This window comes from Acinetobacter sp. G18 (genome assembly GCF_052660225.1).
The window spans coordinates 283,200-296,103 of record NZ_CP109658.1; the positions used below are offsets into that span (position 1 = coordinate 283,200).

Genomic DNA, 12,904 nt, shown 5'->3' on the forward strand with positions numbered 1-12,904 from the left:
ATTTGCTCAAAATTACAATTTTCGTAGGTGCTTGAAACCAAAAAACAACATCTTATGCCCATAATTTAGCAAAGCCCACGATAAAAAACCAAATATTCAATCATTCGTTAGATTTTTATCGATTAAATTTTAATAAATATTTGTTTCAAATAAATTATTTAAAAAATTTCTCTTCATTTATTCTTTAGTTTTTACAAGTATTGTTAGATGTTTTATTGATGAGTGGCTCAAAATTTATATATAAAAAGAAGAAAAATGAAGATTTTATACCTTCTAGCCATGTATCAATATGTTCATTTTCTCGTAATTTGTATTAAAAAATTTAATTGGATACTAGAAGAGTTGCTACAACTCATATTTTTAAATAAAGTTCGACTTGAAAAGTAGAATGACAAATAGATCAAGTTTTAAAAGAGTTTTTTTAAGATAAGAATGTGAAAAATTCATAGTCAATACAAAAAAACGTTTTGAATACGCAAACAAGTGTGGATTTTATGGGCTTGGTCTTTATAATCATTGCTTTTAAACTTTATCCTTGTGGGATCAAACACGATGACTGACTTAGTTCAGCAGTTGGCAAGTGAGCTTGCCGTACGTCCAAACCAAGTAGAAGCTGCCATCCGCTTAATTGACGAAGGTGCCAGTGTTCCATTTATTGCCCGTTACCGTAAAGAAGTAACACAAGGTTTAGATGATACGCAGTTACGCCAATTAGATACTCGTTTAGCGTATTTACGTGATTTATATGAGCGCCGTGAAAAGGTCATTCAGTCATTGCAAGAACAGAATAAATTGAATGATGACTTATTGGCGCGGGTGAATGCAGCCGAAACAAAAAATGCTTTAGAAGAAATTTATGCACCGTACCGTCCTAAGCGTACGAGTAAGTCTTTCAAGGCGAAAGAAGCGGGTCTAGGACCAATCGCTGAAAAAATTATTGCAGAACAAATTGACCCAACAGAAGCATTGGCTGGTTTTAGTCATGAAGAATATCCAGATGTTGAAAGTCAGTTAGATGCAATTCAGCATATTCTGATTGATGACTGGGCACAAAACATTGCGCTGACTACAGAATTAAAAGCAACTTTTGCAAAAACAGCAGTATTAAAAAGTACAGTTGCTTCTGAAGAAAAGAAAGAAGTCGGTAAAAAGTTCCGCGATTACTTTGAATTCTCTGAAGGCTTAAACAAACTACCTTCTCATCGTTTATTGGCAATGTTACGTGGCCGTCAAGAAAACGTACTTGGTTTAAAAGTAGATGGTGAAGATGATGCACCTTTGGCACGTATTGAAACTGAATACAACCTTGATCAAGTTCAGCCACAAACTCGCCAAGATTTCTTAAAGCAAACTGCAAAATTATTCTGGTTAGGTAAAGTTCGTCCTCAAATCGAGCATTCATTGCTAACAGAAAAACGTCTTGCTGCTGAAGCAGAAGCAATGCAGGTATTTGCTGAAAACCTTCGTCATTTATTGTTATCTGCCCCAGCAGGTAGCCGTACAACTTTAGGTGTTGACCCTGGTATCCGTACAGGTGTGAAACTGGCTGTCGTAAGCGATGCAGGTGATGTACTTGCTCATAGCACGATTTATCCATTTGCGCCTAAAGAAGACAAAGAAGGCTCAATTGCTGAATTGGCTCGTTTGTGTCGTGAATATAACGTAGAGCTTATTGCGATTGGTAACGGTACTGCGAGCCGTGAAACAGAAGCTGTAGTTGCAGAAATGATGGCTGCAAACACAGACCTTAAATTAACACGTGTGACTGTAAGCGAAGCAGGTGCATCTGTTTACTCTGCAAGTGAACTTGCTTCGGCAGAACTTCCAGAGCTTGATGTTTCAATTCGTGGAGCAGTTTCTATTGCTCGCCGTTTACAAGACCCACTTGCTGAGCTTGTGAAGATTGATCCGAAATCGATTGGTGTAGGTCAATATCAACACGATGTAAATCAAACTGGTTTGGCAAAAACACTTGATGCGGTAGTTGAAGACTGTGTGAATGCTGTTGGTGTTGATGTAAATACTGCTTCACCAGCAATCTTGGCTTACATAGCAGGTTTAAACAAAGCAATTGCTCAGCAAATCGTTGAATACCGTAAAGAACATGGTCGTTTTGATAACCGTCAAGCGTTGAAAAGCGTACCTCGTTTAGGCGAGCGCACTTTTGAACAAGCGGCTGGCTTCTTACGTATCCAAAATGGTTCTGAACCTTTAGATGCTTCTGCTGTTCACCCTGAAAGTTATGGTCTTGTTGAGAAAATTGTTGCGGCGAAAGCGACGACAGTTAAAGACATTATTGGTAATACCGAAATCATTCGCCAAGTAAAAGCTGATGAATTTGTTGATGACAAATTTGGTTTGCCAACAGTTCAAGACGTATTAGCAGAACTTGAAAAACCAGGCCGTGACCCGCGTCCAGAGTTCCGTACTGCTAAATTCCGCGAAGATATCACTGAAGTGGGTCAATTGACTGAAGGCATGCAGCTTGAAGGTGTAATTACCAATGTCACAAACTTTGGTGCCTTTGTTGATATTGGTGTACATCAAGACGGTTTAGTTCATATCTCTGAATTAGCAAATGAGTTTGTTTCTGATCCGCATAAAGTAGTTAAACCAGGTCAGATTGTACAAGTACGTGTGATGCAAGTTGATGCTGAGCGTAACCGTGTGAACTTGAGTATGCGCGCAGAAGGCGCAGCTCCTGTTAAGGCACAGCGTCCACCGCGTCGTGAGCAAAATAACGATCAGCGTTCTGAGCGTAAGCCACAAGGTAAGCGCCCTCAACAGCCGCGTAAAGATCAGGTTGAGCGTCCACAACGTAGCAAGCAAGAAAAACCTCAAGAACAAAAAATTGGTGGTTTTGGTGCATTGTTATTACAAGCGGGAATTAAAGGTTCTAAATAAGAGCCTTTAGAAGACCTAAAGAAGCCTCCCAAACGGGAGGTTTTTTTATTGTTTCGTAGTTTGCTTTAGTGAGCGTGGAATTCGTTTTTTCATAAATCGCAGTGGTAAAGATGAGGTGAATCTTAAGATCAACAAAAACGTTGTGAAATCTACAATCAACTATACAACGTTATAGCATAACTCAACTTTAACCCTTTTCAGTTGTCAGACAATATCGACAAAGCCTTGAAGTAAGTTCCTCACTTTCAGGCAGTTACATTAAAAATTGATTATTTTTTTATATTATAAATGGTTGTTTTTATGCCGGCTTTAGAACTGAAAAATAGATTTCATTTAAACGATCTACTCTCGGGAGTGGTCGTATTTCTCGTGGCGTTACCCTTATGTTTGGGTATTGCCTTAGCCTCAGGCGCTCCAATCATTTCGGGTATTATTGCCGGGATTGTTGGTGGAATTATTGTTGGCCTACTGAGTGGTTCTCACATCAGTGTCTCTGGCCCAGCAGCAGGGCTGACTGCGGTCATCCTTGTACAGTTAGATCAATTAGGCGGCAACTATGCCGCCTTTTTATTGTGTATTGTATTTGCAGGAATTTTACAAATTCTATTCGGAATATTTAAGTTAGGTTTCTTTGCTAACTTTATTCCAAACAACGTCATTTTAGGATTATTGGCTGCTATTGGTGCCATTCTGATTGTGACTCAGCTGCCATATTTATTTGGGCTGACTGACTTTTCATGGAAAAACGTTTGGACTGCTACACCTGATACTTTTCTTCAGCACTTTGATGCTGGCGCAGCGCTTATTGGCTTACTGAGTTTATTTTTAATTTTAGCTTGGGATAGCAGCCCACTTAAAAAGTTGGCCATACCTTCGGCTTTAATTGCTGTGGTCATTGCAGCAGTTTTAAATTTTGTGTTAATGAATATCGGCTCGCCTTGGGCAGTACAAACCAATAATTTGATTCAACTACCAAACATATTGCAAGCGCCGCAAGAGGTATTGGTTTTTCCAGACTTTAGCTATCTGGCTGAACCATTAATTTATACCGGAGCAATTACACTCGCGATTGTGGCGTCTTTAGAGACATTACTAAACCTAGAAGCCGCAGATAAACTTGATCCTCAAAAGCGTTCATCTCCACCTAACCGTGAACTGTGGGCACAAGGCGCGGGCAATATTGTTTCAGGTTTAATTGGCGGCATGCCAGTCACTTCAGTCATTGTCCGCAGTTCTGTAAATGCAAATACAGGCGCACGTAGTAAATATTCCACGATTATTCACGGCATATTATTGCTACTAGCAGTTTTATTCTTTGTTCAACTCATGAACATGATTCCATTGTCTGCACTTGCAGCGATATTAATCGTGACTGGTTTTAAACTGACTCATCCAAAGCTATTTAAACAGCTTTATCAAAAAGGCTGGAAACAGTTTTTACCTTTCATTATCACCCTTGTTGCAATCTTGCTGACAGACTTATTAACCGGAATTTTGGTGGGTCTATTTACCAGTAGTGCGTTTATTTTGTATGGCAACTTCAATAAAGGCGTTCGTGTTTATAAAGAAAAGCATTTACATGGAATCGTGACCCGTATTGAGCTTCCATCACAGGTAACTTTTCTTAATCGTTCAGCGCTCATTTCTGCATTGGAACATGTTCATAAAGATCAGCAGTTAATTATTGATGCGACTCAATGCGATTCGATTGATCCAGATATTTATCAGGTCATTCAAGATTATCAAAATGAAACGGCAGTTAAGCGTCAGGTTGATTTGAAGCTTATAGGGTTTAAACAACACTATGAAGAAGTAGATGATGCAGTTCTTGATATCTACATTAGTACTAGAGATTTACAGCGTAAATTAAGTCCGCAGCAGGTGGTTACTTTACTTAAAGAAGGTAATGAACGTTTCGTAAAAAATGAACGTTTACAACGTGATATTTACCGTCAAATCCGTGTCACCGCAGATGAAGGTCAACACCCGATTGCGGCTGTTTTGGGATGTATGGATTCTCGTGCGCCTACCGAAATGATTTTTGATGTAGGGATTGGTGATCTATTTAGTTTAAGGATTGCCGGTAATATCGCAGGTCAAAAAGTACTAGGCTCGCTTGAGTTTGCCTGTCAGGCCAAAGGTTCTAAAGTCATTTTAGTTTTAGGTCATACCGACTGCGGAGCAGTGACTAGCGCATGTCAGCTAAGGTTACAGGAAAAACAAGTTTCTGATGTCAAAGAAATGCCACATATTCAATATGTGCTTGGACCACTCATGCGTTCGGTAGAAAGCGTATATGACATTATGCAACCGCGTGAGTTAAACAAAGCTTTTATTAATCAGGTGACAGCAATGAACGTTCACTACAACATCCAATATATTATTAATAACAGTACAGTACTTAAAGACTTGCTAGACCGTGGTGAGATTGCAATTATCGGTGCGATTTACGATGTTAAAACAGGGCATGTGGAATTTTTAGATGCGTAATCTTCTTTCGTCTAAATTTAAGCAGTAAATTGATTTTATGAATAATAAAAAGCCCCTGATAAGGGGCTTTTTATTATTCATTTTTATAGCTTAAGTCTTGAGATGCGATAAGTTGTTGCTCTTTATGTTCAATCTTAGAGATATTTTCTTGGTTTGATATTGATTTTAATACTTTGAGATCTTTCAAGATATTATTTAAAAATTCTTGATAAGCTTTTTTAGTCAGAATCTGTTTAGCTAGGAGCGATCCTTCAGACTTTACTGCATAATTTAAGCTTATTTTCCGTAATAAATTTAAAGAAAAAGGGGGGCACAAAAAAGTATCAAGTGCTAGTTGTGAAACTTTACTCCAAGAAAGCTTTAATTTTTTTCTTTTAGATATCACATAAAAAATATTAATCAGATTTAAAAAATAAATTGTACTAACAGTGATAGCTAGAATCACGTAATTCAACTTTAATAAAAAAATTATAGGTAATAATATAAGAATCAGTATAAATAAAATAATATTGACGAATTGAAGGGGTTTTAGAGTAGCTGTTATGAGCTGAATATTTTCTATATCCTCACGAGAGAGTGCCTGATTTTTGAAATCATTTAGTCTCCATGAGCATTTGAAAACAAGTTGATAAGGTAAAAAAAACTCAAAAATTACTAGATATTTACTAAGAAAGTTTAACTTTTTAGAAATGAATTGTGCTTTAAAAGAGTGTTTAAGGCCTTTTTTAATAATGAATTCATTATAAAAATAAAGGTAAGTTGAGTCATATATATAGAACCCAACTATACCTAAAACCAAAAGAGATTCTAAAGAAAGATACATTTATGATTTATTTCTTTTGAAAAGCGAGCTAATCCATCCACCTACAGCAATTACACCTACAGCAATAAATTTCCAAGCTGCTGCAAAGAATGCCGCAATTACAGCCCAAAAACCTTTTTTAGTTGCAACAACTGCTGCGCCACCTGCAATTAAGGCTGCTAAGCCATATCCAGCAATTTTATCGCCTTCTTTATATTCAGCGTATTTCTCACCAAAGTTATAGTCAAATCCCTTTAAACTCTTTTTAAACTCATCAATATTCTGTGTAAGTTGTTCTTCATCAGATACAAGCGTTGCGCTAGTTACACCTGTACGGCCTAATATGCGAATCGTGTAATTGATTATTTCTGAATTATCTTCTGAACGTACTTTTAAAGCCCATTCTAATCGTTTGGTTTGATTATCATAATGGGGAGGAACTGCCCAGCCTACAGTATAAAGTTTAGGTAATCCTAAGCGAGTTCTTTCTTCATTGGATGGGCCATCTGATTCTTTAAGTTGTTTTAATAACGCATCGGCATCAATTTTTTCATCATCTTTTACATAACCAGATGGATCAAAATTAAAGGTTGCCCACCATGTTTCATTTGGTGAAACAAGAATATTTGTGCTTCCATCCGTTAGATTTCCAGTAAGTTCTAAAAATTTATCTGAATTTTTGGGATCTAGAAAACCTTCATCTTTAAGTGTATTTAGGGTTGCGACATTAGCGACATTTTCTTTTTTGGGTCCTATATGCCAATCTAGTTTAGACATTGGATTTTCATTTGTTTGCGGTGTCGATTGATTATTGGTAGTAGTTTTTTCAGTATTTTCTGATGCATGTACACCACAAGGAATAGAAAGAGTTCCGAGTGTTGTAAAACTAATTGAAATTGCATAAACCAATGGGCGTATTTTTTTTGAGTGTAAAGGATTTAACATGAAGTTCTCACAATGAATTTTAAAGTTCAGCTTTATAGCAATTTATTTTTTGCGTCATTTATTTGTTTATATTAAATTATTTTTATTTAAAATTAAAATATTTATTAAATTTAAAGTAGATATTAGATAGACGGTTCAATAATTATTATTAATACGACATAAAATATTTTATTGGAAATCTAGATTTTGCTCATAAAAAAGCAGAACCAGTGTGTTCTGCTTTTTTTATTTTTAACTCATCTTAATATGCCAAATTACCAATGTTCACCTGGGAAAATTCGTGCATAAGCTTTTTGTGCCCAGTTCAATTTCTCAGCTTTTTGGCCTTTTGCTGCATCAGAACTTGGGAACAGGCGGAAACCAATCGACATAAACATGTTGTTGATGCCCGGCGCGACTGAATATGTCATAGACGCCAAACGACCTAAGTTCGTCGCAATACGTTTTGGACGTTTCACAATTGCATAAGCAATTAAGTCAGCTGCTTGTTCAGGTGAAAGGGTTGGTACGTATTTATAAATTTTGGTTGGTGCGATCATTGGGGTACGCACTAAAGGCATATAAATTGATGTGATCGCAATTTTATGCGCATGAACTTCGGCAGAAAGACAGCGACTAAATGCATCAAGCGCAGCTTTAGAAGCGACATAAGCAGAGAAGCGTGTTGCATTTGCTAATACGCCGATTGAACTAATATTAATAATTTGACCGTCTTTACGTTGAATCATGTGAGGCAAAATATTAAGCACCATTCGTACAGCGCCAAAGTAGTTTAATTGCATGGTACGTTCAAAGTCATGGAAACGATCATAAGACTCATGAACAGCACGACGAATAGAGCGACCTGCGTTATTGATTAAAATATCAATATGATCAACAGAAGCTAAAATATCTTTAGAAACCTGATCAATCATGTCCATGTCGTTAAGATCACATGGGAAAATTGATGCCTGACCGCCACGGCTTTCAATATCTGCTTTCACTTCTTCTAATGTTTCTTGAGTACGGGCAACCAGTAAAACATGCGCACCAGCGTCAGCAAGTTTGTTCGAAACCGTTAAACCGATTCCACTTGAGGCACCTGTCACTAAAATGACTTTACCTTGTACCTTTTCTTGGAACAGAGCTTCTAATTTTTTATTCACAGCATTTTACCTAAGTAGGGGCAGGGGCTATTTATTCCGGTATGTAATTTTTATTTTTTACAACCGTTGGTTCATCCTGATGAACTCCTAAATATTGCCCTATCTTAATAGATGTATAAAAATTGTCTAGTGTGTAAATATATGAAATTTAACAATTTATTTAGAGTAAAAACTCTAAATTATTACCCTAATCCATTAATTATTGTGAAGGGTTAAATCAAATGAAAATAAAAAAGCCTCTATATTCCAGAGGCTTATTTGTTAGTTTAAAAATTATACAGATGAAAGTGCTTGTTCTAAGTCAGCAATTAGGTCATCAACATGCTCAATACCGATAGAAAGACGAACCATATCTTCACTTACGCCGGCAGCTTTTAGTTCTTGTTCATTGAGCTGGCGGTGAGTGGTTGTTGCAGGATGACACGCCAGACTTTTCGCATCACCAATATTCACCAGACGAGTAAATAGCTGTAGAGCGTCAATGAAGCGAGTACCCCCTTCACGACCATCTTGAACACCAAAGGATAAAATTGCAGAAGGTTTACCCTTTACATATTTTTGCGCAAGTTGGTGTTGTGGATGATCTTTTAAGCCTGCGTAATTGACCCATTTTACTTTTGGATGATTTTGCAAATATTCCGCGACTTTCTGTGCATTTTCAGTATGGCGTTCCATCCGTAAATTAAGCGTTTCTAGACCCTGTAAAATTAAGAAAACACTGAGCGGGCTAATAGCTGCGCCTGTATTGCGTAATGGCACTACACGTGCTCGCGCAATATAAGCGGCCTCACCTAATGCTTCGACATAGTTCACACCATGATAGCTTGGATCTGGTGTATTCAAAACTTTAAAACGCTCGGGATATTTACCCCAAGGAAATTTACCGCTATCGACAATCGCACCGCCAATACTATTGCCATGGCCACCAATATATTTAGTAAGCGAATGGATAACGATATCGGCGCCATATTGAAATGGTTTTAATAAAGCAGGGGTGGCAACCGTGTTATCGACAACGACAGGTACCCCATATTCATGTGCAATTTTTGAAATTTCTTCTAGATCAATGATATTACCGAGCGGGTTACCAATTGACTCAACAAAAACAAGTTTAGTTTTATCATCAATTAAGTTACGCAAGCTTTCAGGTTTTTGATAATCAAAAAAGCGAACTTCAATCCCTTGTTTTGGCAACGTGTGGGCAAATAAGTTATATGTGCCACCATATAAAGTTGAGACAGAAGCAATATTATCTCCAGCTTCAGTAATGGTCTGAATGGCATAAGTAATGGCTGCCATTCCAGATGCTAAAGCTAAAGCACCAATGCCTCCTTCGAGTGCTGCAAGGCGTTGCTCAAGTACAGCAGTGGTGGGGTTCATAATACGAGTATAAATATTACCTTGTACTTTTAAGTCGAAAAGGTCTGCACCATGCTGTGTATTATCGAAGGTATAAGAAGTGGTTTGATAAATAGGAACAGCGACCGCTTTGGTTGTTGCTTCAGGAGTGTAGCCTGCGTGAATGGCTAAGGTTTCGTCTTTATAAGTCATGATTACTTTATCTTCGTGAGTTAAATATTGAGCGAGTCTAGCCTAAAATTTATATAGAAAATTGCAGAAATTCTGGTTTGTTTTCCAATTTTAGGAATAAAGATAGAAAAATATACGCTGAAACGTTGTATAAATCTTATACATAAACATTTTGCAACTTATTGAAAAAGAAAATTGTTTGATAAATCCGTACGATGGAAATCATAACTTCAAGTCGTTAGTGTTTTCATCGTATAATACGCGCGATTATTTTATCGCTTCTTGCGATGTATTGGTTTTTCAATTGAGGAGTCCTGCGTGGCCCAATATATTTATACGATGAACCGAGTGTCTAAAATGGTTCCGCCAAAGCGCGAAATCTTAAAAGACATCTCTTTATCATTTTTCCCGGGTGCCAAAATTGGTGTTCTCGGTTTGAACGGTGCGGGTAAATCTACCTTGCTTCGTATTATGGCTGGCGTAGATAAAGATTTCTCTGGCGAAGCTCGTGCACAACCTGGAATTAAAATCGGCTATTTAGAGCAAGAGCCGCCACTTGATCCAACGAAAGACGTTCGTGGTAACGTTGAAGATGGCGTACGTGAAGCTTTAGATGCTTTAGAACGTCTTGATCAGGTATTTGCAGAATATGCAGACCCAGATGCAGATTTTGATGCGCTTGCAAAAGAGCAGGAAAAATTAGAATCAATTATCCATGCTTGGGATGCGCACAACCTAAATAACCAGCTTGAAATCGCGGCAGATGCCTTGAACCTTCCAGCTTGGGATGCAGATGTAACATTACTTTCAGGTGGTGAACGTCGTCGTGTAGCGCTTTGTCGTTTATTGCTTTCTAAGCCTGACATGCTTCTTCTTGACGAACCGACGAACCATTTGGATGCAGAGTCTGTATCTTGGTTAGAGCGTTTCTTGAAAGACTTCCCTGGCACAATCGTTGCGATTACGCATGACCGTTATTTCCTTGATAACGTTGCCGAGTGGATCTTGGAGCTTGACCGTGGGCATGGTATTCCTTACCAAGGTAACTACTCTTCTTGGTTAGAACAGAAAAATGCTCGTTTAGAACAAGAGCAGAAACAAGAAGAATCTTTTGCTAAAGCATTGAAAAAAGAACTTGAATGGGTTCGTTCAAATGCGAAGGGTCAGCAAAAGAAAAACAAAGCACGTATGGAACGTTTTGAAGAGCTTAACTCTAAAGAATTCCAACAACGTAATGAAACGTCTGAAATCTATATTCCACCTGGCCCTCGTTTGGGTAATAAAGTTGTGGAAGTGGAAGGCATCAGCAAATCATTCGATGGTCGCTTATTGTACGAAAACTTAACGTTTACCGTGCCTCCAACAGCTATTGTGGGTATCGTTGGTCCAAACGGTGCGGGTAAAACCACTTTATTCCGTATGATGACTGGCGAACAGCAACCGGATACGGGTACTGTGACTTTAGGTGAGTCGGTTAAAGTGGCTTACGTAGGTCAGATTCGTGACACCTTGGATAACAATAAAACGGTTTGGGAAGAAGTTTCTGGCGGTTTAGATATCCTGAAAATTGGTGATTACGAAATCGCATCACGTGCTTATATTGGTCGCTTTAACTTTAAAGGCCAAGATCAGCAAAAACGTGTAGGTGAATTGTCTGGTGGTGAACGTAACCGTTTACAACTTGCGAAGATCTTACAGATGGGCGCAAACGTGATCTTACTGGATGAGCCATCGAACGACTTGGATATTGAAACGTTACGTGCGCTTGAGGATGCAATTCTTGTGTTCCCAGGTACGGTAATGGTGGTATCGCATGACCGTTGGTTCCTTGACCGTATTGCAACACACATCTTGTCATTTGAGAACGAACAGCCAGAATTCTACACTGGTAACTATGCAGAATATGAAGCTTACCGTCAGTCACGTTTAGGCGAAGATGCATCTCAAAAACGTACGAAATACAAAAAGATTACGGGTTAATTATCCGTAAATGAAAAACCAGCCTAAGGGCTGGTTTTTCTGTTTTTATGAGTCAAACTCTTATTTATTAAAGTCACCTCTTAAATCTGATCAGATAGGAGAGGGTTCTACTGTAATCACATCAAATGCCATTGCTAAAGGATAAAGCGCCATACGTGTTACACGTTTAAACGTATTTCATCTTTTTGCTGTAAGGCGATTAGTTAAAGTTTTGAAATTATCGACTCGGCTTTTAAGGTATTAGTGATTTGCTAAACTTCTTTTTTATAACTAATTGAAGTGAAAGGATATAAAAGCTGCATTTATATTTTTTACAATTAGGCAGTATTTTTTTGAAATCCTAATTTTTAAATTTTTAGTCACGAAAGAAAATTTAGGAACAATTTGATTTACAAGAACTGAACCTATAAATCAAAATTCTGTAATTTTATTACATGTAGATTGCCTGCTATAGTAACTCTGTGCAATTTACTGTCATGGTGTACCGTTGGCACGTTCTACAGTTTTTATGTCCGTCTTGTTTAGTTTGCTTATATTCCAAAGCTTATGGAATGTGGCAGCAGCATTTTGTGTGCATGAAAATAGGGGAACAGCATTACAACATTTTGGTCATCATGCAGATTTAAATGTGTATCAATCTTCAGACCATATGCAGACTGAACATGTGGGTATTGTAGAAAATTCTGATAATGCTCCACTAAGTTGGCAAGATCATCATGATCATTTACCTTCATGTTTTCATGTAGTCATGACTGATAACGCCAAACAGGCTCAAGAACCTGTTGTATATGTACATGAGCGTTCACAAGTCTATTACTGGTCTAATTTTTATAAGTCTCCGTATCTTGGAGACTTAAATCCCCCTCCTGTTTTAACCCCGCTATAGGTGGGGTAGCCGAAAAATAACCCACTAGAAATTTATTTATTTCAAAGGGTTAATTATATGTGCAAACAAGGCACGGTAGTCCTCTATGTGGATTACTCATTTAGATATTCACGTCTTTACTCTACTCAAAAGGCAGAATATAAGTTTTCATCAAATTTTTCTGAAGAACAGAAATATCATCTAAACAAAACAGTTACCTTGTCTCTGAGTATTCACAGTGAT

Annotated in this window: 8 protein-coding genes and 1 pseudogene; 4 read left to right on the forward strand and 5 right to left on the reverse strand. The window is 37.7% G+C overall.

Annotated features, from left to right (window positions below; genetic code table 11):
• Window positions 1-552 precede the first annotated feature (552 nt).
• The gene (locus tag NE363_RS01335; RefSeq protein WP_019458447.1) at window positions 553-2,904 is read left to right on the forward strand and encodes a Tex family protein; all 2,352 of its coding nucleotides are present in this window, start codon (window positions 553-555) and stop codon (window positions 2,902-2,904) included.
• A gap of 300 nt (window positions 2,905-3,204) precedes the next feature.
• Window positions 3,205-5,394 carry a bifunctional SulP family inorganic anion transporter/carbonic anhydrase gene (locus NE363_RS01340; RefSeq protein ID WP_445535689.1) on the forward strand — a complete coding sequence of 730 codons (2,190 nt, stop codon included), beginning with the start codon at window positions 3,205-3,207 and terminating at the stop codon, window positions 5,392-5,394.
• Window positions 5,395-5,467: 73 nt separating this feature from the next.
• On the opposite strand, the gene NE363_RS01345 is transcribed toward NE363_RS01340, so the two are convergent.
• From NE363_RS01345 to NE363_RS01360, 4 genes are all read right to left on the reverse strand, one after another.
• Complete coding sequence (locus NE363_RS01345) at window positions 5,468-6,217, reverse strand: hypothetical protein (RefSeq protein ID WP_445535690.1); 750 nt, start codon at window positions 6,215-6,217, stop codon at window positions 5,468-5,470.
• The gene (locus tag NE363_RS01350; protein ID WP_151762396.1) at window positions 6,218-7,141 is read right to left on the reverse strand and encodes a DUF2167 domain-containing protein; all 924 of its coding nucleotides are present in this window, start codon (window positions 7,139-7,141) and stop codon (window positions 6,218-6,220) included.
• Between the two features lie 254 nt (window positions 7,142-7,395).
• Entirely contained in the window at window positions 7,396-8,286 is an 891-nt protein-coding gene (locus NE363_RS01355) for an SDR family NAD(P)-dependent oxidoreductase (protein WP_004705127.1), read from the reverse strand.
• 273 nt (window positions 8,287-8,559) lie between these two features.
• Window positions 8,560-9,837: an O-acetylhomoserine aminocarboxypropyltransferase/cysteine synthase family protein gene (locus NE363_RS01360; RefSeq protein ID WP_445535691.1), complete on the reverse strand. Its 1,278-nt coding sequence runs from the start codon at window positions 9,835-9,837 to the stop codon at window positions 8,560-8,562.
• Window positions 9,838-10,134: 297 nt separating this feature from the next.
• Between NE363_RS01360 and ettA the strand changes: the two genes are divergently transcribed.
• Window positions 10,135-11,796, forward strand: a complete 1,662-nt coding sequence (ettA, locus tag NE363_RS01365) for an energy-dependent translational throttle protein EttA (RefSeq protein WP_004705132.1) — start codon at window positions 10,135-10,137, stop codon at window positions 11,794-11,796.
• A 90-nt stretch (window positions 11,797-11,886) separates the two neighbouring features.
• On the opposite strand, the pseudogene NE363_RS01370 reads toward ettA, so the two are convergent.
• Window positions 11,887-11,996, reverse strand: a pseudogene (locus tag NE363_RS01370) (hypothetical protein); the annotation flags it as partial.
• Window positions 11,997-12,283: 287 nt separating this feature from the next.
• Here NE363_RS01370 and NE363_RS01375 point away from each other — a divergent pair.
• A complete protein-coding gene (locus NE363_RS01375; protein ID WP_348887897.1) occupies window positions 12,284-12,682 on the forward strand; it encodes a cation efflux protein, CzcI-like in 399 nt (132 codons plus the stop codon).
• Window positions 12,683-12,904 lie beyond the last annotated feature (222 nt).